Below are 24,307 nucleotides of genomic sequence, written 5' to 3' on the forward strand. Positions count from 1 at the left end.
AATTTTAATATTATTTTTTATCATTAAATATTTCTTTGGATAAATTTTTTCCAATCTTTACTTAAAAGCTTTTTAGGGAGTATAACTATATTCTCTTTACCATTTGTAGCATGATAAACACTAACCCCATATTTACTTGCATAAAATTTCATTAAGAGTTGTTGGAGTTTGTATTCGCTGCTATTATTAAACCAAGCATTGTTGCTTAGAGCTATAATAATTTGTGAATTTTGATAGTTTTGTTCTTTGGTAGCTTCATAACAAATTGCATTTGTAATAATTTGATTGTCTAATTTATATTTGCTTTGTATAGGACCTTGGGAAAATTCTTCAATATTTTTAAGAAAATATTTTTTTATTAAGTCTTTAAAAAATGGAATTTTTTCACCAAAGGGAACTAAAAAATGCTTATTTAAAATATAGACATTGCCTTTTTTAAAGATATACGTGCTATTGTAAGTATGCTCTTTTTCAGTATAAAATGCTCCCGTAATAATGGTAATTTTATAAGATAATTCTTTAAGCATAAGTTCATATTTGGTATTTTTTAAATCAAAAGCAAAAGCGGTTTCAGGCAAGATTACAAGTTCTTTTTTTTCATTTATAGCTTGAAATATATCTTGAATTAGGATATCAGAATTTGATTTTAAATTTTCTTGTAAAAATTTTTGATCTTGAGAGATATTAGTATTGATGAGTTTGTAGTTTAAATTAAGAGTTTGAGCTTGTTTTTCATTATATTGAAATCCACTAAAGAATAAAACAAGAACAATTGCTATTTTATAATATCTTGATATATAACCCTCATAGATGAAATATGCTATTAAAAATATGCAAATAATACCACGATAACTTGGGTCAAAAAAACCATAAACTGTAAAAATTCCCCAATTAAGCCAATTAAATCCTAAAGGATGGATAAAACTTATGCAAAAAATTCCACAAAGTCTTAAAAAATCAAATTTTAATAAATAACATAATCTAAAAAGTAGTCCATAAATAAAACCAATGATAATTGGTATAATTGGTACTAAATAGTTTAGATTAAAATAAATTGAAGATAAACCAATCCACCAAAACCAAAGAATCCCTACAAAAAAACCTATCCAAAAATATTGTTTAGAATTTTTACTTTTTAGAAGTAAAACTAACCCGTAAATAGCTAAAAATGGGCTAATGGTTTGTGTAAAAATATTTTCAAAAAATGATAGATAAATAGAATTTGAAAGTAAAATTGCAATAAAAAAGACTTTTATTATTTTAAAAATGATAGAATTAGTGTTTAATTTTTTTGGAATAAAGGAAAAATATGGCAGAAAATTCAATTTTAACTTCATTATTACCTCTTGTAGTGTTATTTGCAATTTTTTATTTCTTGGTGATCAGACCGCAACAAAAACAAGCAAAAGCACATAAACAAATGCTTGAGTCTTTGCAAAAAGGAGATAAAATCATCACTAATGGCGGACTTATTTGTGAAGTCGTAAAACCAGAGGAGGATTTTATCAAAGTTAAGCTTAATGAAGACAATGTTACTGCAAAAATTTCAAGAGAATTTATAGCAAAGAAAATTGATGCGTAATTCTAAAATCAATTATCGCTTGATTATTTTTATAGCGGTATTTATTTTTGGAGTGGCTTTTTCACTCCCTTCTTTTTTGCAGTCAGAACGTGGTGCGAAGATTAATTTAGGGCTTGATTTGCAAGGTGGGCTTTATATGCTCTTAGGTGTAGATAATGAAGAAGCTGTAAAATCTAAAATAAAATCAATTGCATCTTCATTGAGTTATTCTTTTAATAAAGAAAATATTTTAAATGACGGCTTAAATACCCATGATGATATTTTAGAATTTACTTTGCTTGATAATGCGGATATTGCAAAAGTTGAAAATTTGCTTAAAGAAATAAAAGGAATTAATATACAAAGTGAAAATATGCACTATAAAATTTCTTTTACCTCAGAAGAAGTAAAAAATATAGAAAATTTTGCACTTTTGCAAGCAGTTGAAACCATAAGAAATAGGCTTGATCAATTTGGTTTAGCAGAGCCAACAGTTGCTAAACAAGGTAATGATAAGATTTTGGTTGAACTTGCAGGGATTAAAACCAAAGAAGATGAACTAAGAGCAAAAGAACGCATCACAAAAGCAGCACATTTACAACTTATGGAAGTTGATGATTCTAAAATGGGTCAAGCTTCCACAATGAGCGACGCTGAGGCTGCGAGTTATGGACTGATTTTAGTGCCTGATTCTAGAAATCCAAATTTAAAATATACCTTAAAAAGTATACCTATTTTAGATGGATCTATGCTTACTGATGCTAGAGTAGGGATTAGTGATAAGAGTAATTATCCTGTGATTAATTTTACTTTAAATGCCGAGGGTTCTAAAAAATTTGCTGATTATACAGGAGCAAATGTTGGAAAGCGTCTTGCTATTGTACTTGATAATAAAGTATATTCTGCTCCATCTATCAATGAACGCATAGGCGGAGGTAGTGGGCAAATCAGTGGAGCTTTTACTCAAGAAGAAGCACGCGATGTGGCGGTAGCTTTAAGAAGTGGAGCTTTGCTTGCGCCTGTAAAATTACTTGAACAAAGAAGCATAGGACCATCTTTAGGTGCTGATAGTATTAAAATGAGTATGATAGCCTTAATCGGTGCATCGGTTTTTATTGTAGTATTTATGATGATGTATTACGGTGTGGCAGGAATTTTTGCAAATATTGCAATGCTAGTTAATGTTTTGGTAGTAGTTGCTGTTATGGCTATGTTTGGAGCAACTTTAACTTTACCAGGGATGGCAGGACTTGTTTTAACTGTGGGTATGGCAGTAGATGCAAATGTGATTATCAATGAGCGTATACGAGAACTCTTGCGAGATGGAGTAAATATAAGAGTTAGTATAGAACAAGGTTATAAAAATGCTATGAGTGCGATTATAGATTCAAATATCACTTCTTTAGTTACTTCGGTAGCACTTTATGCCTATGGAACAGGAGCAGTTAAAGGTTTTGCTGTGACTTTGGGAATTGGTATCGTTGTTTCTATGATTACAGCTATTTTAGGAACTCACGGAATGTTTGATTATTTTATGCAACGCATAGAAAAAAATAATAATACAAGATTTTGGTTTGGCTATAGGAGAAGATAATGCAGTTTTTTAGCGAAAAGAAAATTTATGATTTTATGAGAATGCGTTTTGCTGCTATTTCCCTTTCTTTTATTTTGTTTTTTGGTTCTATTTATTTACTTTGGGATAGGGGTTTACAATATGGCATTGATTTTAGCGGAGGAACTTTAGTTCAGCTTAAATATGAAAATGCAGCTCCTATAACGCAAATTCGAGAAATTTTAGAAAATCAAGGAACTTTTCAAAATTTATCTGTAACTGAGTTTGGAAGCAATGAAGAAGTAACTATACGCTTTTTAGGAAGTAATGATAATGTAAGCAATGATATAGGCGAGCATATAAGCACTCTTTTAAAGGATACGGGAAAATTTGAGGTGCGTCGTGCTGATGTGGTAGGACCAAAAGTAGGTGATGAACTTAGAAATAAAGGACTTATGGCTATAGCTGTATCTTTGATAGCAATTTTAATTTATATAGCGTTGCGTTTTGAGTGGCGTTTTGCTCTTGCGGCTATAATCAGTGAAATTCATGATGTTGTGATTACTTTAGGAGCAATTTCTTTATTTAAAATTGATGTCAATTTAGATACTTTGGCTGCTGTTTTAACTGTGCTTGGATACTCTTTGAATGATACAATTATTATTTTTGATAGAATCAGAGAAGGTATTAAAACAAGTAAAAAAACCGAACTTGCACCTATTATTAATGAAAGTGTTTCAGCAACTTTATCAAGAACGGTTTTAACTTCAGGGTTGACTTTAGCAACCGTTGTGATACTTTATTTCTTTGGCGGGGAAATGATACAAGGATTTTCTTTGGCTTTAATTGTAGGTATTATAGCGGGAACTTTAAGCTCTATCTTTGTTGCAAGTCCGACATTATTATGGTTTAAATTTAGTGTGCTTGAGTTTAGAAATAAAGAAATTGAAAAAGCAAAAAGAAAACAAGATAAAGAACGCAATCGTGCAATGTATGAAAAAGGAACTGTGTAAGGAGAATTTATGGCTTATGAAGCAAGTTTAATAGAAAAAAAATGGCAAAAAATTTGGGATGAAAATGAATATTTTGAGCCAAAAGATGACTTAAATTTGCCTAAAAAATATATTTTATCGATGTTTCCTTATCCTAGTGGACGCATTCATATGGGGCATGTAAGAAATTATACTATAGGTGATGCTTTGGCAAGATATTATCGCAAGATAGGTTTTAATGTTTTACATCCTATAGGTTTTGATAGTTTTGGCATGCCTGCTGAAAATGCAGCTATTAAACATAAAATTCATCCTAAGTCATGGACTTATGAAAATATAGCTTATATGAAAAAAGAACTTTTTTCTTTAGGTTTTTCTTTTTCTAAAAAAAGAATGCTTGCTACTTCAGATCCACTTTATACAAAATTTGAGCAAGAATTTTTTATTAAGATGTTTGAAAAAGGTTTGATTTACACTAAAGAAGCAAATGTAAATTGGTGTGAACAAGATCAAACGGTTTTGGCTAATGAGCAAGTTGAAGACGGAAAATGTTGGCGTTGTGGTCATGAAGTGGTGCAGAAAAAAATGCCAGGTTATTATGTAAAAATCACTGCTTATGCTGAGGAACTTTTAAAAGATTTAGAAGAATTAAAAGATAAATGGCCTAATCAAGTTTTAACTATGCAAGAAAATTGGATTGGTAAAAGCGAAGGTTTGGAATTTTCTTTAAATTTAGACGAAGAAAGCAAGCAAAAAACCAAAGAAAGTTCTTTAGAAGTTTTTACTACAAGAGCAGATACAATTTATGGAGTTTCGTATATCGCTTTAGCTCCAGAACATAAAATTGTTCAAAATTTGCTTTCGCAAAATTTATTAAATCAAGATGTATTAAATAAAATCAAAACTATTCAAAATCAAAGCCCAAGAGAAAGACAAAGTTCTGAAAAAGAAGGTTATTTTCTAGGAATTTATGCCATTCATCCTTTAAGCGGAGAAAAAATTCCTTTGTGGGTGGCTAATTTTGTCTTGGCTGATTATGGTAGTGGAGCGGTTATGGCTGTTCCAGCTCATGATGAAAGAGATTTTGAATTTGCAACAAAATATAATCTTGCCATCAAACAAGTTATTCAAACTCAAGAAAATTTACCTTATACGCAAAAATCAGGAAAATTAATTAATAGCCAAGAGTTTGATAATCTTGATTGTAATGAGGCAAGATTAAAAATCATTTCTCAGTTTGAAGCTAAAAATATAGGAAAAAGGGTTGTAAATTTTAAAATTCGTGATTGGGGTGTTTCACGCCAAAGATATTGGGGTGCGCCTATTCCTATGATTAAATGTCAAATTTGTGGTATAGTGCCTCAAAAACTAGAAAATTTACCTATTATCTTACCTGAAGATGTGCAAATTACAGGTGAGGGTAATCCACTTGATAAACATCCAACTTGGAAAAATTGTATTTGTCCTAAATGTGGCAAAGAGGCTCAAAAAGAAAGTGATACTTTAGATACTTTTTTTGAAAGTTCTTGGTATTTTGCACGTTTTGCAAGTGATGAGAGAACTTGGCAGGAAAAAGCTTTAGATGAAAAAAGTGTAAAGTATTGGATGAGTGTGGATCAATATATAGGTGGTATTGAACATGCAATCTTGCATTTACTTTATGCGAGATTTTTCCAAAAAGCTTTAAGAGACTTGGGTTATTTAACACAAAATGAACCTTTTGATAGACTTTTAACTCAGGGTATGGTGTTAAAAGATGGTGCTAAAATGTCAAAATCAAAAGGCAATGTTGTAGATCCTGATGAGATTATAGAAAAATACGGTGCTGATACCGCAAGACTTTTTATACTTTTTGCTGCGCCTCCGGCTAAAGAGCTTGAATGGAATGATGATGCGGTTGAAGGGGCTTATAGATTTATTTGCAAACTCTATGATAGGGCGCAAAATGTTAAAAAAGGTGAGCTTGTAGAATTAAAACAAGAAAATTTAAATAAAGAAGAAAAATATGCAAGATTAAAGGTATATGAAGCTTTGAAAAAATCTTTTGAAGTTTATCATCAAAGTTTTGCTTTCAATACTTTAATTGCAGCTTGCATGGAAGCTTTAAATGCTTTAGCGCTTTGCAAAAATGAAGCTTTGGAGCAAGAGGCTTTTTATATTATTTTAAATATTTTAGAGCCTATTATTCCTCATGTTTGTTTTGAGCTTAGCGAGGAGCTTTTTAAATGTAAAAATTTCAAAAAATTAGAACTTAAAGAAGAGGTTTTTGTAAAAGATACTTTAAATTTAGCTGTAAGTATTAATGGTAAAAAAAGGGCTGAATTTGAAATTTCAAGTAGTGCGAGTAAAGAAGAAATTTTAGCTTTTGCAAAAGAAAATACTGCTAAATGGCTTGAAGGTAAGAGTATAGTTAAAGAAATTTATGTGGAAGGAAAGCTAGTTAATCTAGTGATTAAATGAAAAAGATTTTAATTTTTTGTATAGGTTTATTTTTAGGTGCTTGTGGATATGTTCCTACATCAAAAATCGCTAATAATATTTTCGATGAGAAGGTTTATGTTAATGTTGAATTAAGTCAACAAGACCCAAAAAATAGTATCTATGTTGCCGATACTTTAAAAGAAATGGTAATTTCAAAATTAGGGCGTAAACTTGCTTTAAAACACGAGGCAGATGATGTAATTAATGTTAAAATGAATAATTTAGAATTTATTCCTTTAGCTTATGATAAAAATGGCTATGTCATTAGTTATAAAGCTAAATTAAATTTAGATTTTAATGTTGTCTTTAAAGATGGTTCAAGTCAGGCTTTTAGTACAAGTGGAAGTTATAATTTTGAAATTTCTCCAAATAGTATTATTAGTGATTCTGCAAGGTATGAGGCTATTCGAGCAGCTTCAAGCGAGGCATTTGATGAGTTTATTTCCGTAATTGCTATTAAAGGGCAAAAACGTGATTCCAAATACTAATGAAATAGCAAAGCAAACTTTAATTGCATTAAAAGAAAGAAAACTAAAACCGACTCCTGAAAATTATACGGAAATTTTTGAAGAACTATCTTTAAAATATGGTATCACAAGCTCAAATAAAGCTAAACTTGACAAATACAAAACCTTACTTTTACCGATTTATCAACAAGAATTAAATTCTAAAACTATAAGAAGTTTAGAAGAACTAATTAGTTTTTTAATTTCTGTTTTAAATAGACAAAGCGGAAAACAATTTAGTGAATTTTTTGATTTTTTATATACCATATCTAAAACTTTGCAAATAAGTAAGGATAAAAAGATAAGAGATTTGGCTAAGGTGACTTCGATTAGAATTTCTAAAACTATGGATAGTGAAAGTATTTACTTGCTTACCAAAAAATGGAAGGAGCTTGAAAGAAATTATGATGAAAATAATTTAGAAGAACAAGCTCGTAAATATGGCATTAGTAAATATGATGATTATGATAGCGTGATTAAAAAACTCTTAGTTAAACTTGAAGAGCGTAGTTATGAGCACTTTAGTGAATTATTATGCTTGGGTTTAAATCCTTCATTGGTGGAAGATTTAAAAATTCAAGGTTTTATACAAAATTTAACACAAAAACCTTTTATAATAGGCGAAGAAAATTTTAAGAACGAATTAATGGAATTTATCAATCATCGCATAATGGTTGATAATATGTATGTCCAAAAAAATTTAAATTTTTTTAATGATAATCTAAAAAAAATCTATGAATTGCTTGTTTTGCTTAATAAATCGAATGAACAAAACATGGATTTTATTAATACCTTAAAACCAGATGAAAATGGGGAAGTAAAACTTAGTTTTGAGGATTTAAAACTAAAATTTAAACAACTTGGAGAAAAAATTACATCTTTAAATAATCAAATTGAATTCACGCAAAGTTTGGAGGAGAGAGAGGCTTGGAGTGTTCTTAAAGAGCTTGATAAAATGGATGAAAATTTTAATAAGTATAAAGTTAATTATTCTTTAGCTTTATTTTCTATAGTAAATTACCGTTTCATTATGGAAAAATATGGTATGGGAAGTTTGAATGAAATTTTTGTTCGATTTAAAAAAATTTTAAAAGATTCTTGTAGCGAATTTGATGAACTGTGGATGATAGATGAAAAGAGTTATTTGATTGTTTCGCCAGGAAAAAGTAAAGATGAAATTACACAGCTTGTAAATACAAATCTTAAAACTATAGAAAATTTTAGATTTATTTATAAGCAAGATATTATAACTCCTAAAATTCAAGTGGCTTATCTTGATAAGCAAAGTAAGCCAAGTATTAATATTTTAGACGAGTTAATAAAGCAAATTACAGCGGTTAATGAGCAATATAATGAAAGTTGAGAATTTTTTAGCCCAAAAAAGTATAAATTACGATAAAATTGACCGTTTTTTGATGTTTAGAATGTATGAAAAATATAAGAAATGTTTTAAAAATATTCCTATAATCCAACTTATAGGCACAAACGGTAAAGGTAGCACGGGCAGATATTTAACTCAACTTTTAGAAAATTTAAATTATAAAATAGGGCATTATACTAGCCCGCACATTTTCAGTTTTAATGAAAGATTTTATCTTGATGGTAAGATTGCAAATGATGAAGAATTAGATCAAGCGCATATAAGACTTGAAGAAATTTTTAAACAAGACTTGCAAAAATTAAGTTATTTCGAATATGCTACTTTTTTAGCTATGATTTTATTTCAAAAATGCGATTTCATTGTTTTAGAAGCAGGGGTGGGTGGAGAATATGATGCTACTTCTGTTTTTGAAAGAAGAATGAATATTTTTACAAGAATTGGATTTGACCATGTTCAAATTTTGGGTAATTCTTTAGAAGATATTGCAAGAACCAAGCTTAAAATTATGGCACCTATAGCACTTATAAGTGATGAGCAAGAGCAAAATGTTTTAAAGTTAGCAAAAAAAATTGCTTTTTTAAAAAAAGCTGATTTGCAAGTTTCTTCCTTAAATCCTTTTTTGAAAGAAAATTTTGAGATTTATTGTAAAAAGTTTGTTTTACCTTGTTTTTTAAAGCATAATTTAAAGCTTGCATTAAAGGCTTGTGAAATTTTAACTTCGCAAGAAAAAACCTTAGAAGCTTTAAAAAAGTTACAAGAGTTAAATTTACAAGGAAGATGCCAAGAAATTTCTCCAAATTTTTTTGTTGATGTGGGTCATAATCCCATGGCTGCTAAGGCTATGCTTGATAAATTTCAAGGAGAAAAAATAAATCTTATTTATAATGCTTATTTGGATAAGGATATTTTTCAAATTTTAAATGCATTAAAGCCTATTATTGATACAATACAAATATATAAATATAAAAGTGCAGAACGAAAGCTGGCTGATGATGAAATTTATAGTATTGCATCAAAGCTAGGCATACAATGTAAAGAATTTGTAAAATTAGAAGAAAATAAAAAAAATCTAGTTTTTGGCTCTTTTATGCTGGTAGAAAATTTTTTAAAGGAGTGGTGTGGTAAAAAATAAATTCACTATTACCATTACAGATATTAACGGTTCAAGACATTTTTATTTAAATCAAATAATCAAAAAAATAGTTTTTTATACTATTGCTTTTATTGTTTTATTTTTAGTTTTTAGTGGTTTTTATATCAAATATCTCGATAGCAAACTTAGTGATATCAGTGAAAAGCGTGAGGAGCTTTTGAAAAAAAGCAAAGAATTGGAATTATCTAATTCGCAAATGCAAAAAAGCATAGAAGAAAAAACTCAGCAGTATGCAGCTATAGAAGATAAAATAGCTTCTTTTGAAGAGGCTTTGGGCTTAGAAGCAGAAAATAATCTTACAATTAGTGCAAGACTTGATAATCTTCAGCTTACCAATGAGCAGCAGCTTGGAATTTTGGGGCAAATTCCTAATGGATGGCCTATTGAAAATAAAGGCATTACAGGAAATTTTGGCTGGAGAGAGCATCCGCTTTTAAAAAGAAGGGAATTTCATCCTGGTATTGATTTAAGAGCAGAAATTGGTACTCCTATTTATGCACCAGCAAGTGGAGTAGTGGAATTTTCAGGTTATAGTGATAATGGCTATGGCTATAATGTAATTTTATTGCATAATTTTGGTTTTAAAACAGTATTTGCTCATATGATGCGCAAAGAAGTAGTCAAAGCAGGTCAATTTGTTAGCAAGGGGCAGTTGATAGGTTATAGTGGCAATACAGGTCTTTCTACGGGACCGCATTTGCACTATGAGGTAAGGTTTATTAATAAAACTTTAGAACCTTTGTATTTTTTAAATTTGCAAAGAAAAAATATGAATGATTTTTTTAATCAAGAAAGGAGAGTTCCATGGCAATCTTTAATAAAGGCGGTATCAGCCCAACATCCAGTCCTAGCTCAGAAACAACAGTAATTTCTTCAGGTGCGAGAATTGAGGGTAAATTTTATTTTGCTTCTATGCTTCATGTCGATGGAGAGTTAAGTGGTATTATTCATTCTGAAAGCATTGTAGTTATCGGAAAAAATGGAAATTTAAAAGGTGAATTACAAGCAGATAAAATTGTAGTAAATGGGTGTTTTGAAGGGCAACTTGAGGCCAATAGTTTAGAAATTTTAGCGGGCGGAGTTGTTAATGGCGATATTTCAACGCAAAAAATTTCTATAGAAAATGGCGGTCGCTTTAATGGAACTAGTAAAATTAAAGAAGATACTATCAAACTTATTGAAAATAACAACGAAGAATAATGCAAGCTTCATTTTATGAATACCTACAAAATCCAAAAATTTGTGAACTTTTGCTTTGTAAAGATGAAAAACAAGCAGATTTGCTCGCTCAAGTTTCACGATTTAAGGGTTTAAAAACCTTTGTTTTACCTGATTTTAGAGCGCAGTTTGGAGATGATTTAAGGGCTTTTTCCAAAGAACTTTTTAATCTTTGCAAGATTTTAAATGCTTATCATAAAGAAGAAGAAAAAAAAATCCTTATTTCTCCTTTAAATACTGTTTTAAAAAAACTTCCTTCAAAAAAACATTTGCAAAATTATTATATCGATAAAAAACAAAATTTTGATTTGAAATGTTTTGAAGATGAAATTTCAAGATTGGGATACGAATTTGTAGATATAGTTCAGGATAAAGGTGAAATTTCAATTCGTGCGGATATTATTGATATTTTTTGTATCAATGAAGAAAATCCTATTAGAATTTTACTTTTTGGCGAAGAGATTGAAAGCATAAGATATTTTGATTTGCAAAGTCAAAAGTCTATTCCTAATGAACTAGAACATTTTGAAATTTGTCCTTTTTTAAAATATTTTGACAAAGAAAATTATGAAATTTTTAAGGATAAATTAGAAGATTTTCAAAGCGATACTTTAATACATGATATCAATTCTTTAGGGTTTTGGTGTATTGATGATTTTTTTGATTATTTAGAACTTGATTTTTTAGCTTGTGAAAAGTTTGATATTAATGAATATGAAAAAGATATAAGTTTTGTGAATGCAAAAATTTTACCTCAAGCTAAAAAATTTAAAGAATTGCAAAGTTCTTACAATAAAGATTTTTTTGAATTTCATAAAAATAAAAAAATCACACTTTTGGCTAAAAATGAAGCTTTGTTTAAAGCTTTGGAGCTTGAAGATACTCAAAATATCCATTTTGTAAAAAGTGATTTAAGGCTTAATCTTATTAGTCCTGAAGAGCTAATCATTTCTTTAAATCAAAAAGAAAAACAAAAAACAAGAAAAAAAGCTAGTTTGATTATAGATGAGCTTAAAAATGGGGATTATATAGTACACGAAGATTATGGGGTAGGTAAATTTTTAGGTCTTGAGATGATAGTGATAAGCGGAGCAAAAAAAGAGTTTGTTGCTATAGAGTATCAAAATTCTGATAAGCTTTTATTGCCAGTGGAAAATCTTTATTTAATTGATAAATATTTGGGCGTGAGTGGATCTATTCCAAGTTTAGACAAACTAGGTAAAACAAGCTTTATTAAACTTAAAGAAAAATTAAAAACTAAACTTTTAGCCATAGCTTCTGAAATTGTTATTATGGCAGCTAAAAGATCTTTGGTGCAAGCAAAAAAAATCACAGTGGATTTAAATAGACAAGCTGATTTTATAACTAGTGCGGGTTTTATTTATACAAGCGATCAAGAGAAAGCTTGTCATGAAATTTTGCAAGATTTTCAAAGTGGAAAAGTTATGGATAGGCTTTTAAGCGGTGATGTGGGTTTTGGAAAAACAGAAGTCGCTATGAATGCTATTTATCCAGTAGTTAAAAGTGGATTTTGTGCATTTTTATTTGCGCCTACAACTTTGCTTTCTCATCAGCATTATAAAACCTTAAAAAAGCGTTTTGATCCTTTTGATATAAAGGTTTTTAAACTGGATCGCTTTACAAGTAGTGCAGAAAAAAAACAAGTTTTACAAAATTTAAAAGAAAATAAAGCTTGTGTAGTTGTAGGAACTCATGCGCTTTTAAGTGTAGAATGTGAAAATTTAGCTCTTGTTATTATTGATGAAGAGCATAAATTTGGAGTGAAGCAAAAAGAAAAGCTTAAAGAAATCACTCAAAATTCACATATTTTATCCATGTCAGCAACCCCTATACCAAGAAGCTTAAATCAAGCTTTAAGTTCTATAAAATCTTATAGTGTTTTACAAACTCCACCAGAAGATAGAATGGATGTAAGAACTTTTGTCAAAGAAAATGATGATGCACTTTTAAAAGAAGCTATAGCAAGAGAGTTAAGACGTGGTGGGCAAATTTTTTATATTCATAATCATATTGCAAGTATAGAGCAGTGTAAAAAACATTTATTAGAACTTTTTTCTACTTTGCGTATTTTGATTTTACATTCTAAAATCGATGCCAAGGTGCAAGAAGAAGAAATGTTAAAATTTGAAAACAAAGAATATGATTTGCTTTTAAGTACCTCTATTGTAGAAAGTGGGATTGATTTACCTAATGCAAATACTATCATAGTAGAAAAAAGCGATCGTTTTGGTATGGCTGATTTGCATCAATTGCGTGGGCGTGTAGGAAGAAGTGATAAGCAAGGTTATTGTTATTTTTTAATCGAAGATAAAAATGCTATCACAAAAGATGCTTTAAAGCGTCTAGTTTCTTTAGAAAGTAATTCTTTTTTAGGTGCAGGTTCTGTTTTGGCTTATCATGATCTTGAAATTCGTGGCGGTGGAAATTTATTAGGCGTAGATCAAAGTGGACATATCGAGCAAATTGGATATAGTTTATATCTTAAAATGTTAGAAGATGAACTTAATGCTTTAAGTAAAAATGAAGTGGATCAAAAAGAAAATAAACTTGATTTAAAACTCAATGTTAATGCCTTTTTAAATAGTGAGCTTATCAGCGAAGATCGCCTAAGATTAGAACTTTATAGAAGACTTAGCAAGTGTGAGCAAGTTCATGAGGTTTATGAGATCGAAGGTGAAATTGAAGATCGCTTTGGAAAACTTGATGTTTATACTAAGCAATTTTTATCTTTGATTATTATTAAAATTTTAGCTTTAAATAAATTTAAAAGTATTAGCAACTATGAGCAAAATATTCAATTTACTGCTTTAAATGATGAAAAAGAACTCATCAAAGCAAAAAGCAAAGACGATGATGATATTTTAGAGGCAATTTTAATGCATTTAAGAAAGGCTTAAAATGGATTGGAATAAAACTTATGCAGCAATTTATAGAGTAAGAAAAGACTATTTAAAGCCTATTTTTGAAATCGATCCTATTACTTTAAAAGATTTAGTAGCTATGGAAAGTCAAAAAAAAGCACTTTATGAAAATACTTTAAATTTCATTCAAAATAAGGGAGCAAATCACGCACTTTTATGGGGATCTAAGAGCACTGGAAAATCAAGTTTAATTAAAGCTATATTTAATGAATTTAAAGAACAGGGCTTAAGACTTGTCGAATTAAATAAAGAAGATTTATTTGCCTTAGCAGATATCATCGATGAAATCAGATTAGAAAATTTTAAATTTATACTTTTTTGTGATGATTTTTCTTTTGAGAAGGGAGATGATAGTTATAAATTTTTAAAACCTTTACTTGAGGGAAGCATAGAAAAAGCTCCAAATAATGTAATTATTTATGCGAGTTTAAATCGTAGGCATTTATTAAGTGAAAGCATTATTGATAATCTTGATACTCAAATTGCACATACAGAACTTCATTTAAGCGAGGCTGCTGAAGAAAGATTAAGCTTGAGCGATAGATTTGGTTTGTGGTTAAGTTTTTATCAGGGAAATTTAGAAGAGTATTTAAAGATGATAGATTTTTATTTTAAAGATTATTCTTGTGATAAAGAGCTTTTACACGCTAAAGCTAAAGAATTTGCTACTCTAAGAGCAAGTAGAAGTGGTCGTACTGTGAAGCAATTTTATTTGGCTTTTAAGGAGAATTTTAAATGACTGGAGCACAAATTTTTACCAAGCTTTTAAATTTGGATTTAAATTATCATGATTTTGATTGGCTTGAAAATCAAGGATTGAGTGAATTTGAGCTTTTAATTTCTGTGATTTTAACTCAAAATACAAATTGGAAAAATGTCTTAAAAGCTTTAGAAAATTTAAAAAAAGAAAATATTGCAAGCTTAGAACAAATCAATACTTTATCCAATTTAGAACTTGCAACTTTAATTAAGCCTAGCGGATTTTATAATACCAAAGCCAAGCGTTTAAAAGGCTTAGTAGAAAGTATCATAAACACTTATGAAAATTTAGAAAATTTTAAAACAAATGTAAGCAGAGAGTGGCTTTTAAATATCAAAGGTTTGGGTTTTGAAAGTGTTGATGGTATTTTAAATTATCTTTGCAAAAGAGAGATTTTGGTTGTAGATAATTATAGTTTGCGTTTGGCTTTTCACTTAGGCTATGAGTTTGAAAATTATGAAGAATTAAGAGAATTTTTTCAAAGTGGTATAGAGAGTGAGCAAGAAAATTTGTGTAAAATTTTAGGGAGAAAATGCGAACTTTACGAACTTTATCAAATTTTTCATGCTTTGATTGTAGCTTTTGCAAAACAGAGTTTTAAAGGACAAAAATTAAGCCCTAAGGGTGAAGAATGGATCAAAATTTTAAAGGAAGATTTATGAAAGCAAAAGGAAGTGAACTTATACCTGTTTTAACTATAGCAGGGAGTGATTGTAGTGGTGGAGCAGGGATACAAGCCGATCTTAAAACCTTTAGTGCGCACAATCTTTTTGGTATGAGTGTGGTTTTAAGTGTGGTAGCTGAAAATACCGCAAGGGTGATTTCTGTACACGATATACCTACTCAAAGCGTAGATGAACAAATGCTTGCCGTATTTGAAGATATAGTGCCAAAGGCAACTAAAATCGGAATGATAGGTTCTTGTGAATTAATGAGCTGTGTAGCTAAAAATTTAAGCGAGTTTAAACCTCAAAATGTAGTGATCGATCCTGTAATGTTTGCTAAAAATGGCTATGCTTTAATGCCGCAAGAAAATTGTGATTTTTTCAAGCAAACCATAGTAAAATTTGCAGACATTCTTACGCCTAATATTCCTGAAGCAGAGTTTTTATGCGGTTTTAAGATCGCTAATGAAGAGCAGATGATAAAAGCAGCTAAACATTTATGCAGCTTGGGGGCTAAGGCGGTTTTACTTAAAGGCGGACATAGTGAAGAAAATGCCAATGATGTGCTTTATGATGGAAAAGAAATTTATATTTTAAAAGGCGAACGCATAGAAACTAAAAATACTCACGGTACAGGTTGTACGCTTTCTTCGGCTATTGCTAGTAATTTAGCTAAAGGCAAGGATTTATTTTATGCTGTTAGTGAGGCTAAAGAATATGTAAGAAATGCGATTTATTATTCACTCAATCTTGGAAAAGGTTGTGGTCCTACAAATCATTTTTTCAAGTTTTTAGATGAAAAATAAATTAGATCTTAGCCTTTATTTAGTTGCTTCTCAGGGAAATAAAAGCGAGGAGTGTTTTTTAAATACTTTAGAAAATGCTATAAAAGGTGGAGTAAGTATCATACAACTTCGTGAAAAAGAGCTTAATGCAAGAGAATTTTATAAACTAGGTTTAAAGGTACAAAAACTTTGCAAGGCTTATAAAATACCTTTTTTGATTAACGATAGAGTGGACATAGCTTTAGCCTTAGATGCTGATGGGGTGCATTTAGGACAGGAAGATTTAGAAGTAAAACTAGCTAGAAAGCTTTTAGGAGATGAAAAAATCATAGGCTTAAGCCTTAAAAAACTAGAACAACTTGAGTTCATACAAGGAGCAAATTATTTAGGTTGTGGAGCTATCAAGGCAACGCCTACTAAAGAAAGTTCGCTTTTAAGCTTTGAGCTTTTAAGCCAAATTTGTGATAAAAGTCCTATAGGGGTTGTAGCTATAGGAGGGGTTGATAAAGCAGTGCTTGATGAGTTAAAGGGTATAAATTTAAGCGGCGTGGCTGTGGTTAGGGCGATCATGGATGCTAAAGATGCTTTTTTGGCAGCTAAAGAGTTAAAGCGTAAAATCTATGAAAATTTACCTCTTAAATGAAACTCCTTTTAAAGGGGTGGAAAATCTTATTTTAAATGAGATTATTTTTTACGATTTTAGTGTGGATTTAAGTTTATATGATGCTTTAATCTGTACTTCAAAAAATGCTTTAAAAGCTTTACAACATGCAAAAATCACTTTAAATTTTAAACTCAATTTATACGCTGTAGGACAAAGTACAGCTCAATACGCTAAAAATTTAGGTTTTAAAAAGATTAAAATTCCATCAAAGGCTTATGGAAAAGATCTTTTTCTTGAATTTAAAGAGGAATTAAAAACGCAAAAATGTTTGTATTTAAGGGCTAAAAATATTGTTTCAACTTTAAATTTGGATCTTAAAAATGTAGGTGTGGATTTAGATGAAGTGATTGTTTATGAAAATGTTTTTAAAAAAGGTGACAAAAAACTTACTCATCCTGCTATTTTTATATTTACCTCTCCTTTAAGTGTAGAAAATTTTTTAAAATTTTATAGCTTAAAAGAAGAAGATAAGGTTGTAGTTATAGGACAAAGCACAGCAAAGAAGCTTTTAAATTTTAAAAATCTTTATATATGCGAAAATCAAAGTCTTTTAGAGTGTGTTAAGCTTGCTAAGACTTTGGTTTAATTTTTTAAATTCCAAAAATTTTCTTTGGGATAAATGATAATGCTTTTTGTGAGTAAAATTTCATCATTGACATTTTTATCACGATTTAAAGCAATGCTAATGTGGGCTATAATAACACCATCTTTGTTTAAATTTGCATCGGGATTAAAGTTGGAAAATTTAAAATTAACACATTGTGCAATAGGATAAAAATATTTTATTTTAATCAAAGCTTTTGCGTAATTAAAATATATATTATCTAAACATTCTTTATTTTCTTGTTTTGCTTGATATAAAAAATATTTAGAAAATTGTGTTGCATTGTGACTTAAAATTTGAGCTTGAAGGTAGTAATAACTATCTTGGATTATTTTTGGAGTGTAGCTAGATATGTTTAAGGTCAAGCTCATCCATAGACTTACTAGTAGTATTAAAAAAATTGTCCAAATTAAAACATAAGCTTTTTTCATAGTAAAATTCTTTTTTCAAGGCAATATTTTGTTTGTCTTTTTAGGCAAATTTTTAATTTATTGTTTTGCAGGTTAAATGAGCTTATGTTTTTAGAAATTAATCCTTGTTGGTTTAATTGTTCATTAAATTTTGGCTTTATTTCATATATAAGTTCTTCATTTTGCAATTTGATAACTAATTGAGCTTGCAAAGGAATAAAACTACCTGTAAAATTTGTAGATATACCATTTTCTAAGATGGATATTTTTTCAATCTTATTAATTTTATAAGCATAGCTAATATGCTCATTGTCATTATATAAATCTTTTCTATTTTGGAGTTGTGTTTTAAAATCAGAATGAGGTGAATAAAGTGTATGATTATTTTCTAAAATAAGAGCAGAATTAATAAGATAAAGTTTATTATCTTTTAGGCTAATTAACTCATCTTTTAAAAGACATTTTAATGTATTTTGTGAAAATGTAATATTAATACAATTTTGTATTAATTTTTCTATTTTAAGCAAGTTTAAATGTGCTTGAGTGATAAGATTGTTTGTATGTAAAGCAGTGAAATTTAAATGATAAAAATCCATTAAAGGTTTTGAAAGTAAGCTAGTTATAAAAGTAAAAAGTATTAGTGATATTATAAGTTCAAAAAGTGTAAAAGCTTTGCTCATTCTTTAAAATAAACGCTATAATTTTGATCTTGAAAGTATAATTTTTGAAATTGAAATATACCATCATTAACAAACTGTTCTTGTAAAACTATAGGTTTTAAGGCTGAAGTTTGAAGTATGATGGTTTTAAAAATGGGCTTTTCATATAATTCTTCTTGAAGTTTATAGAGTCTTTCAAAAATATTTAAATTTTCATAGTTTTTGTAAAGTTGAGTATAGTAATAAAAAATGCCAATGAAAATTAAAGATATGATCGTTATAGCACTAATACTTTCTATAAGTATGAAAGCCTTTTTCATTTAGCGCTGCTAGCATTTATGGCTTCAAAAAAACTTCCGCGAATTCCTTTTTGTTCGAGTATTTTTATGCCTTTTATTGTAACTCCGCCAGGGGAGCAAATATTTTCTTTGATAATAGCTGGATGTTCATATTCTAGTAAAGCACTAGAGCTTTTAAATAAAGAGCGCGTAAGATTGAGACTAAGTTCTTTTGACAAACCTTCATAAACTCCAGCATTAGCAATACTTTCTGCTATAAGTGCTAAAAAAGCAGGAGCGCAGCCGCTAATCGCCATAGCTGCATTCATTTGTATTTCATTATCTAATTTATAAGCCGAGCCAAAAGTTTTTAAAATGTCTAAAATTTCATTTTCAAAATGAGAGTTTTTAAGTATATATGGTGTAGTTGAAGCCTTATATTTGGCTGCTGTATTAGGCATTATTCTAACATAATTTTGAGCTTTGATGGTTTGTAGTTTTTCAAAATCAACATTGGCTAAAACAGAGATTAAGATACGTGCTTGTCCTTTTAGCATTTGAGCAATATTTTCTAAAGCATAGGGTTTAAATGCTAAAATAACATCTTTATCTTCTATGTTAAAATCTTTGTAAAGTAAGGTTTTAAAGCCTTCTTTGGTGAGGGCTTGAAGTTTTTTTATACTTCTTCCTACTATACAAATTTCATAATCATCTTTTAATCCATAGGCTAAGGCTGTTGCCATAGCTCCATTTGCAAGTATATAGAGCATTATTTTTTAATATAATTAGCAATTTGATCAGCTTGAAAAAAGTCCGGATAATTAACTGTATCTAGTATCACTTGTACCATAGTATTATTATCAAGATTAATGACTACTGGAGCTAGAAAATTCACTGTCGATTCTTCAATGCTTTTTGCTATGGCTACTATATTAAAAATTTTCATATTAGATTCAGGTGTTAAAGAAAGAAGCTCTTGATAATAAGTTGGTATATCAAATTCATAATCAGGTCTAATCAAATAAGGATTAATTAAAACAAAAGAAAAGTCTTTACCATCAAGACTTTTAAGTCTTACAAATACTTCATCGATAGTTGAAAATTCCATATTTTTGGTTTCTTCAAAACCTAAGATAGGGCATTTAACAGCTAGGGTCATGTTTTCTCCTCAAGTTATAATGTTTAATATTTTAACATAAAATAAGCAATAATCATTCCAAAATTTTAAATTATTTAATTAATTTTATTATAATTTTAGAAGAACATAATTATAAAATCGTTAAAATATAGATTTTTGAGAATATAAATCAAGGTGAGGTATGAAAAAAGGTATTTTTTTATTGGTTTTTTTAAGTGTTTTTTTTAATGCGTGTAGTGCAAAAAATGATGAAGGTTTATACAATCTTAGTTCTAGTGAGTGGTATAAGCAAATTATTAAAGATTTACAGGACAAGGATTTGGAAAAAGCCGATGATCATTATAATGGTATGGCAAGTGAGCACGTTGCCGATCCTTTATTGGAAACTACTTTAATTATTTTAGCACAAGCTCATATGGATGAAGAGGAATATAAGTTAGCTGAATTTTATTTAGATGAATATAATAAAAAATTTGGAAATTCACGCAATGCTGATTATATTCGCTATCTTAAAATTAAAGCAAAATTTGATGCATTTGCAGTGCCAAATCGTAATCAGGCTTTAATGCTTGAAAGCCAAAAAGAAATAGATACTTTTTTGAAAGATTATCCTTATACAGAATATGAACCTTTGGTTCAGACAATGCTTACAAAATTTAATTTAGCGGTTTTTTATCTTAATAGTACTATAGAAAATCTATACCAGCGCATAGGGCATGATGAAAGTGCACAAATTTATAAACAAAGACTTCAAGAAAGTGAATTTTATCAGCAAAGTATTATCAAACCTGAGCTTCCTTGGTATAGAAGTATATTTGAAAGATTTTAATAAACAAGGAAAATAAATGCAGATTGAAGAGATACAAAATTATCCAGCAAATTTACCAGTATTGGTTGAAGATGAATTATTTTTATATCCTTTTATGATAACTCCTATTTTTATTAACGATTCATCCAATATGAAAGCTTTAGATCTTGCGATTAAAAATGATAGTATGCTTTTTGTTGCGCCTTCAAGGTTGGAAAATGGAAGAAATTTTGATGAAATTTATAATTGTGGAGTGATTGGGACTATCATGCGAAAAGTTCCTTTACCTGATGGAAGGGTGAAAATACTTTTTCAAGGATATGCTAAGGGTAAAATTATAGAGCAAATTTCTAATAAACCTTTAGAAGCCAAGATAGAACTTATAAAAGAAGACTTTTTAGAAGGAACTAAAAAAGAAGCGCTTCTTGAAGTTTTAAAAGAGAAGGTAAAAAATTTGGCAAATATTAGTCATTATTTTTCTCCGGATCTTTTAAGAACAATTGAAGAAGGTTTTGATGCGTCTAGGATTTGTGATTTGATTTTAAATACTGTGCGTATTAAAAAACAAGTTGCTTATGAGTTTTTTGTTTTAACAGATCTTGAGCAAAAATTAGTAAAATTAATAGATTTAATTGCCCAAGAAATAGAAGCCAATAAAATTCAAAAAGAAATTAAAAATAAAGTACATTCTCGTATTGATAAGGTAAATAAAGAATATTTTTTAAAAGAACAATTAAGACAAATTCAAAAAGAGCTTGGTTCTGACACACAAAAAGAAGATGAGGTTAGAGAGTATCAAAAGCGTCTGGAATTAAAGAAGAAATTTATGCACGAAGATGCTTATAAAGAAATCAAAAAACAAATTGAAAAATTCGAACGCATTCATCAAGATAATTCCGAAGCATCGATGATTCAAACTTACATAGAAACAGCATTAGATATTCCTTTTGAAAAAATTTCTAAGAAAAAACTTGATATCAAAGAAGTTTCAAAACAGCTCAACCATGATCATTATGCATTAAATAAACCAAAAGAACGCATAGAAGAATATTTTGCAGTTAGGGAACTTTTAGAAAAAAGAAAAATAGCAGAAAAAGATGGTGCTAAAGTTATACTTTGTCTTTATGGACCTCCTGGCGTGGGTAAAACTTCACTGGCAAATTCTGTTTCAAAAGCTTTAAAAAGAGAGCTTATTCGCATAGCCTTAGGCGGACTTGAAGATGTTAATGAGCTACGTGGTCATCGTAGAACTTATATAGGCGCTATGCCTGGACGTATTACCCAAGGACTCATAGAGGCAAAACAAATTAATCCTGTAATTGTATTGGATGAAATTGATAAATTAAATCGCAGTTTTAGAGGCGATCCAAGTGCGGTGCTTTTAGAAATTTTAGATCCAGAGCAAAATTCTAAATTTAGGGATTATTATTTAAATTTTAATATTGATTTAAGTAAAGTCATTTTTATAGCAACGGCAAATGATATTAGCAATATTCCTGCACCTTTAAGAGATAGAATGGAATTTATAGAACTTAGCTCTTATACTCCAAGTGAAAAATTTCATATAATGAAAAAATATTTAATTCCAGATGAGCTTAAAAAACATGGCTTAAAATCCAATGAATTATCTATTGATGATGAAACTATAGAGTTAATCATTAGTGATTATACTCGTGAATCAGGAGTCAGAAATTTGCGTCGCAAAGTGGCAGAGTTGTGTCGTAAGAGTGCTAAAAAACTACTTTTAGAAAATATTAAAAAAGTCATTATTAATACAAAAAATTTGAATGAATTTTTAGATAAAAAAGTTTTTGAAATAGAAAAAAATAATGGAGAAAATCAAGTAGGTCAGGTTAATGGTTTGGCTTGGACAAGTGTAGGTGGAGATGTTTTAAAAGTAGAGGCTGTAAAAATTAAAGGTAAAGGAGAATTAACGCTCACGGGAAGTTTGGGTGATGTAATGAAAGAATCAGCTAGAATTGCTTTTAGCATGATAAAAGTTTTAATCGATGAAGGAAAAATAAAAATACCTAAAAAAATAATTATCGATCCTAAAGTTAATGTTTATGATAGTTATAATATTCATATACATGTGCCAGATGGAGCTACTCCAAAAGATGGCCCAAGCGCAGGCATTACGATAAGCATAGCCATTGCTTCTATTTTTAGTGATAAAAAGGTTAAAGCAGATGTTGCAATGACAGGTGAAATAGATTTAAAAGGAAAAGTTTTACCAATAGGCGGATTAAAAGAAAAATTAATTGCAGCTTATAAAGCAGATATAAAAACAGCTTTAATCCCAAGAAAAAATTACGAAAGGGATTTAAAAGATATTCCTAGTGAGGTTAGAGACAATATGGAAATCATTGCTGTTGATACTTTTAGTGATGTTTTAGAATATACTTTGGTTTAATTTTATTTTGAGAATAAATGTATAAGAAAGCAAACTTTTTACAAGTTTGCTTTTAAAAGATTATAGTCCTTCAAAAGGATTATTGATTACTTCTTTTCTATCCACTATATAAGGGATAAGAGCTACATGTCTTGCACGTTTGATTGCAACTTCTACCATTTCTTGGTATTTTTTGCTTGTACCTGTTAAACGGCGTGGCATGATTTTAAATCTTTCAGATAAAGCATGTTTTAACATTGCTGTATCTTTATAATCAATAAATTCAACTTTTGCTTCAGTGTATTTGCAATATTTGCGAGAGTATTTTCTTTTTTCTGCCATAGTTTATCCTTTAAAATGGTAAATTAGTATCATCGCTATCATAAGCATCGATATCAATTTCTTTTAATTTTTCTTCGTGTTGTGGGTTTTGGTTTCTTTGTGGAGCAGGGTTTGCTTTTGCTTTATTAAAATTTTGATTTTCACTCATATAAGGATCATAGCTTTGATTTTCATAGTTTCCACTATAATTGTTGTTTGAAAAGCTATTATTGCCAATTCCACCTTGTTGTGGAGCATTGGAATTGCCGCCAAGCATTTCCATATTTTCAACTTGAATGCTATGCTTAGAGCGATTTTGTCCATTTTGATCACTCCATTGTTCAAATCTCAAACGTCCTTCTATGAGTACTTTTGAACCTTTTGTAAGGTATTGGTTTGCAACTTCTGCGGTGCGACCATAAAAGCTTATATCAATAAAGCAAGTTTCCTCTCTTTTTTCTCCATTTGTGGTAAATCTTCTTGTTACTGCGATAGCAGAAGCCCCAATAGCACTACCGCTTTGTGCATAACGCATTTCTATATCACGTGTAAGATTTCCAACCAAAACAACTTTGTTAAACATCTTTTTCCTTATTGAATTTCAGGAGCATCTAAAGGTTTGATTTCTTTTTTAGATTGCTTAATCCCGTGGCTTAGTTTTTCCCAAGCTGCAATTTCTTTTTTGTTTTCATATTTTACGATTAAAAATCTTATTACTTCTTCAGTGATTCTTAACACCCTTTCAAGCTCAGCGATCAAGTTTGTAGGAGCTTTGAAATAAATCACAAAATAAGTTCCTCTTTCGTATTTTTTGATTTTATACGCTAATTTTCTAGTGCCCATTGGAACAACAGTTTCAATTTCTGCACCATTTTTGGTTAGGACTTCTTTAACGAATTCCAACTTCGCATTCACTTCCTCTTCGGTAAGTGTTGGTTTTAAGATAAATAAAACCTCATAATGTTTCATCTTTTCTCCTTATGGATATTAAAGCCCATTTTCATGAGCAAGGATTTTGCATAAAGCAAGACTAAATT

At 29.5% G+C, this 24,307-nt stretch carries 25 protein-coding genes and 1 pseudogene; 17 read left to right on the forward strand and 9 right to left on the reverse strand.

Annotated elements, in window-relative coordinates; translation table 11 throughout:
* Nucleotides 1–10 precede the first annotated feature (10 nt).
* Nucleotides 11–1,337, reverse strand: a pseudogene (locus tag AJ885_RS02920) (apolipoprotein N-acyltransferase).
* Between AJ885_RS02920 and yajC the strand changes: the two are divergent.
* From yajC to AJ885_RS02995, 15 genes are read left to right on the forward strand one after another with little or no spacing between them, the layout of a single operon-like run.
* Nucleotides 1,310–1,582, forward strand: a complete 273-nt coding sequence (yajC, locus tag AJ885_RS02925) for a preprotein translocase subunit YajC (protein ID WP_002786346.1) — start codon at nt 1,310–1,312, stop codon at nt 1,580–1,582. The pseudogene AJ885_RS02920 and the gene yajC sit on opposite strands and share 28 nt — an antisense overlap.
* The gene (secD, locus tag AJ885_RS02930; RefSeq protein ID WP_002880810.1) at nt 1,575–3,155 is read left to right on the forward strand and encodes a protein translocase subunit SecD; all 1,581 of its coding nucleotides are present in this window, start codon (nt 1,575–1,577) and stop codon (nt 3,153–3,155) included. Before yajC ends, secD begins: the two co-directional genes overlap by 8 nt.
* Nucleotides 3,155–4,126 carry a protein translocase subunit SecF gene (gene secF, locus AJ885_RS02935; RefSeq protein WP_002858025.1) on the forward strand — a complete coding sequence of 324 codons (972 nt, stop codon included), beginning with the start codon at nt 3,155–3,157 and terminating at the stop codon, nt 4,124–4,126. Before secD ends, secF begins: the two co-directional genes overlap by 1 nt.
* Before the next feature lie 9 nt (nt 4,127–4,135).
* Nucleotides 4,136–6,565 (forward strand): leucine--tRNA ligase, encoded by a 2,430-nt coding sequence (gene leuS, locus AJ885_RS02940; RefSeq protein ID WP_002880809.1) that lies wholly within the window; start codon nt 4,136–4,138, stop codon nt 6,563–6,565.
* Nucleotides 6,562–7,074, forward strand: a complete 513-nt coding sequence (gene lptE / locus AJ885_RS02945; protein ID WP_002860199.1) for an LPS assembly lipoprotein LptE — start codon at nt 6,562–6,564, stop codon at nt 7,072–7,074. The genes leuS and lptE overlap by 4 nt, the downstream gene beginning before the upstream one ends.
* Complete coding sequence (locus AJ885_RS02950) at nt 7,058–8,455, forward strand: hypothetical protein (protein WP_044779153.1); 1,398 nt, start codon at nt 7,058–7,060, stop codon at nt 8,453–8,455. The genes lptE and AJ885_RS02950 overlap by 17 nt, the downstream gene beginning before the upstream one ends.
* The gene (locus AJ885_RS02955) at nt 8,445–9,605 is read left to right on the forward strand and encodes a folylpolyglutamate synthase/dihydrofolate synthase family protein (protein ID WP_070280713.1); all 1,161 of its coding nucleotides are present in this window, start codon (nt 8,445–8,447) and stop codon (nt 9,603–9,605) included. Before AJ885_RS02950 ends, AJ885_RS02955 begins: the two co-directional genes overlap by 11 nt.
* Nucleotides 9,592–10,494: a M23 family metallopeptidase gene (locus AJ885_RS02960; protein WP_002861810.1), complete on the forward strand. Its 903-nt coding sequence runs from the start codon at nt 9,592–9,594 to the stop codon at nt 10,492–10,494. Before AJ885_RS02955 ends, AJ885_RS02960 begins: the two co-directional genes overlap by 14 nt.
* Entirely contained in the window at nt 10,431–10,826 is a 396-nt protein-coding gene (locus AJ885_RS02965; RefSeq protein ID WP_070280715.1) for a polymer-forming cytoskeletal protein, read from the forward strand. The genes AJ885_RS02960 and AJ885_RS02965 overlap by 64 nt, the downstream gene beginning before the upstream one ends.
* Nucleotides 10,826–13,762, forward strand: a complete 2,937-nt coding sequence (locus AJ885_RS02970) for a DEAD/DEAH box helicase (protein WP_002861808.1) — start codon at nt 10,826–10,828, stop codon at nt 13,760–13,762. Before AJ885_RS02965 ends, AJ885_RS02970 begins: the two co-directional genes overlap by 1 nt.
* A gap of 1 nt (nt 13,763) precedes the next feature.
* Nucleotides 13,764–14,525, forward strand: coding sequence for an ATP-binding protein (locus AJ885_RS02975; protein WP_070280717.1), 762 nt, complete (start codon nt 13,764–13,766; stop codon nt 14,523–14,525).
* Entirely contained in the window at nt 14,522–15,208 is a 687-nt protein-coding gene (locus tag AJ885_RS02980) for an endonuclease III domain-containing protein (protein ID WP_070277523.1), read from the forward strand. The genes AJ885_RS02975 and AJ885_RS02980 overlap by 4 nt, the downstream gene beginning before the upstream one ends.
* Complete coding sequence (gene thiD, locus AJ885_RS02985; RefSeq protein ID WP_002869047.1) at nt 15,205–16,017, forward strand: bifunctional hydroxymethylpyrimidine kinase/phosphomethylpyrimidine kinase; 813 nt, start codon at nt 15,205–15,207, stop codon at nt 16,015–16,017. The genes AJ885_RS02980 and thiD overlap by 4 nt, the downstream gene beginning before the upstream one ends.
* Nucleotides 16,007–16,639, forward strand: coding sequence for a thiamine phosphate synthase (thiE, locus tag AJ885_RS02990; RefSeq protein ID WP_070280719.1), 633 nt, complete (start codon nt 16,007–16,009; stop codon nt 16,637–16,639). Before thiD ends, thiE begins: the two co-directional genes overlap by 11 nt.
* Nucleotides 16,617–17,246, forward strand: a complete 630-nt coding sequence (locus AJ885_RS02995; protein WP_002880802.1) for a uroporphyrinogen-III synthase — start codon at nt 16,617–16,619, stop codon at nt 17,244–17,246. The genes thiE and AJ885_RS02995 overlap by 23 nt, the downstream gene beginning before the upstream one ends.
* On the opposite strand, the gene AJ885_RS03000 is transcribed toward AJ885_RS02995, so the two are convergent.
* From AJ885_RS03000 to fliW, 5 genes are read right to left on the reverse strand one after another with little or no spacing between them, the layout of a single operon-like run.
* Nucleotides 17,243–17,695, reverse strand: a complete 453-nt coding sequence (locus AJ885_RS03000; protein WP_002880801.1) for a hypothetical protein — start codon at nt 17,693–17,695, stop codon at nt 17,243–17,245. The genes AJ885_RS02995 and AJ885_RS03000 overlap by 4 nt on opposite strands.
* A complete protein-coding gene (locus AJ885_RS03005; protein ID WP_002866103.1) occupies nt 17,692–18,354 on the reverse strand; it encodes a hypothetical protein in 663 nt (220 codons plus the stop codon). The genes AJ885_RS03000 and AJ885_RS03005 overlap by 4 nt, the downstream gene beginning before the upstream one ends.
* Nucleotides 18,351–18,653, reverse strand: coding sequence for a transformation system protein (locus AJ885_RS03010; protein WP_002855822.1), 303 nt, complete (start codon nt 18,651–18,653; stop codon nt 18,351–18,353). Before AJ885_RS03010 ends, AJ885_RS03005 begins: the two co-directional genes overlap by 4 nt.
* Nucleotides 18,650–19,381: a pyrroline-5-carboxylate reductase gene (locus tag AJ885_RS03015; protein ID WP_070280721.1), complete on the reverse strand. Its 732-nt coding sequence runs from the start codon at nt 19,379–19,381 to the stop codon at nt 18,650–18,652. Before AJ885_RS03015 ends, AJ885_RS03010 begins: the two co-directional genes overlap by 4 nt.
* Nucleotides 19,381–19,770, reverse strand: coding sequence for a flagellar assembly protein FliW (gene fliW, locus AJ885_RS03020; RefSeq protein WP_002852982.1), 390 nt, complete (start codon nt 19,768–19,770; stop codon nt 19,381–19,383). The genes AJ885_RS03015 and fliW overlap by 1 nt, the downstream gene beginning before the upstream one ends.
* Before the next feature lie 160 nt (nt 19,771–19,930).
* Here fliW and bamD point away from each other — a divergent pair, with 160 nt between their 5' ends.
* Nucleotides 19,931–20,578 (forward strand): outer membrane protein assembly factor BamD, encoded by a 648-nt coding sequence (gene bamD, locus AJ885_RS03025; protein ID WP_070280723.1) that lies wholly within the window; start codon nt 19,931–19,933, stop codon nt 20,576–20,578.
* 16 nt (nt 20,579–20,594) lie between these two features.
* Nucleotides 20,595–22,970 carry an endopeptidase La gene (lon, locus tag AJ885_RS03030; protein ID WP_002861798.1) on the forward strand — a complete coding sequence of 792 codons (2,376 nt, stop codon included), beginning with the start codon at nt 20,595–20,597 and terminating at the stop codon, nt 22,968–22,970.
* Nucleotides 22,971–23,030: 60 nt separating this feature from the next.
* Here the strand turns inward: lon and rpsR are convergent, their stop codons facing one another.
* From rpsR to rpsF, 3 genes are read right to left on the reverse strand one after another with little or no spacing between them, the layout of a single operon-like run.
* Nucleotides 23,031–23,291 (reverse strand): 30S ribosomal protein S18, encoded by a 261-nt coding sequence (rpsR, locus tag AJ885_RS03035; protein WP_002853032.1) that lies wholly within the window; start codon nt 23,289–23,291, stop codon nt 23,031–23,033.
* A 10-nt stretch (nt 23,292–23,301) separates the two neighbouring features.
* Complete coding sequence (locus AJ885_RS03040) at nt 23,302–23,853, reverse strand: single-stranded DNA-binding protein (RefSeq protein WP_002861797.1); 552 nt, start codon at nt 23,851–23,853, stop codon at nt 23,302–23,304.
* Between the two features lie 8 nt (nt 23,854–23,861).
* A complete protein-coding gene (gene rpsF / locus AJ885_RS03045) occupies nt 23,862–24,239 on the reverse strand; it encodes a 30S ribosomal protein S6 (protein WP_002812868.1) in 378 nt (125 codons plus the stop codon).
* Between the last annotated feature and the right edge of the window lie 68 nt (nt 24,240–24,307).

The organism is Campylobacter sp. BCW_6464 (assembly GCF_001762775.1).
Classification (GTDB): domain Bacteria; phylum Campylobacterota; class Campylobacteria; order Campylobacterales; family Campylobacteraceae; genus Campylobacter_D; species Campylobacter_D jejuni.

Bases quoted from the DNA above. Each gene is read 5' to 3' on its own strand.
- yajC (WP_002786346.1), top strand. From the start codon at position 1,310: ATGGCAGAAAATTCAATTTTAACTTCATTATTACCTCTTGTAGTGTTA.
- secD (WP_002880810.1), top strand. From the start codon at position 1,575: ATGCGTAATTCTAAAATCAATTATCGCTTGATTATTTTTATAGCGGTA.
- secF (WP_002858025.1), top strand. From the start codon at position 3,155: ATGCAGTTTTTTAGCGAAAAGAAAATTTATGATTTTATGAGAATGCGT.
- leuS (WP_002880809.1), top strand. From the start codon at position 4,136: ATGGCTTATGAAGCAAGTTTAATAGAAAAAAAATGGCAAAAAATTTGG.
- lptE (WP_002860199.1), top strand. From the start codon at position 6,562: ATGAAAAAGATTTTAATTTTTTGTATAGGTTTATTTTTAGGTGCTTGT.
- AJ885_RS02955 (WP_070280713.1), top strand. From the start codon at position 8,445: ATGAAAGTTGAGAATTTTTTAGCCCAAAAAAGTATAAATTACGATAAA.
- AJ885_RS02965 (WP_070280715.1), top strand. From the start codon at position 10,431: ATGGCAATCTTTAATAAAGGCGGTATCAGCCCAACATCCAGTCCTAGC.
- AJ885_RS02970 (WP_002861808.1), top strand. From the start codon at position 10,826: ATGCAAGCTTCATTTTATGAATACCTACAAAATCCAAAAATTTGTGAA.
- AJ885_RS02975 (WP_070280717.1), top strand. From the start codon at position 13,764: ATGGATTGGAATAAAACTTATGCAGCAATTTATAGAGTAAGAAAAGAC.
- AJ885_RS02980 (WP_070277523.1), top strand. From the start codon at position 14,522: ATGACTGGAGCACAAATTTTTACCAAGCTTTTAAATTTGGATTTAAAT.
- thiD (WP_002869047.1), top strand. From the start codon at position 15,205: ATGAAAGCAAAAGGAAGTGAACTTATACCTGTTTTAACTATAGCAGGG.
- thiE (WP_070280719.1), top strand. From the start codon at position 16,007: ATGAAAAATAAATTAGATCTTAGCCTTTATTTAGTTGCTTCTCAGGGA.
- AJ885_RS02995 (WP_002880802.1), top strand. From the start codon at position 16,617: ATGAAAATTTACCTCTTAAATGAAACTCCTTTTAAAGGGGTGGAAAAT.
- AJ885_RS03000 (WP_002880801.1), bottom strand. From the start codon at position 17,695: ATGAAAAAAGCTTATGTTTTAATTTGGACAATTTTTTTAATACTACTA.
- AJ885_RS03005 (WP_002866103.1), bottom strand. From the start codon at position 18,354: ATGAGCAAAGCTTTTACACTTTTTGAACTTATAATATCACTAATACTT.
- AJ885_RS03010 (WP_002855822.1), bottom strand. From the start codon at position 18,653: ATGAAAAAGGCTTTCATACTTATAGAAAGTATTAGTGCTATAACGATC.
- AJ885_RS03015 (WP_070280721.1), bottom strand. From the start codon at position 19,381: ATGCTCTATATACTTGCAAATGGAGCTATGGCAACAGCCTTAGCCTAT.
- fliW (WP_002852982.1), bottom strand. From the start codon at position 19,770: ATGACCCTAGCTGTTAAATGCCCTATCTTAGGTTTTGAAGAAACCAAA.
- bamD (WP_070280723.1), top strand. From the start codon at position 19,931: ATGAAAAAAGGTATTTTTTTATTGGTTTTTTTAAGTGTTTTTTTTAAT.
- lon (WP_002861798.1), top strand. From the start codon at position 20,595: ATGCAGATTGAAGAGATACAAAATTATCCAGCAAATTTACCAGTATTG.
- rpsR (WP_002853032.1), bottom strand. From the start codon at position 23,291: ATGGCAGAAAAAAGAAAATACTCTCGCAAATATTGCAAATACACTGAA.
- AJ885_RS03040 (WP_002861797.1), bottom strand. From the start codon at position 23,853: ATGTTTAACAAAGTTGTTTTGGTTGGAAATCTTACACGTGATATAGAA.
- rpsF (WP_002812868.1), bottom strand. From the start codon at position 24,239: ATGAAACATTATGAGGTTTTATTTATCTTAAAACCAACACTTACCGAA.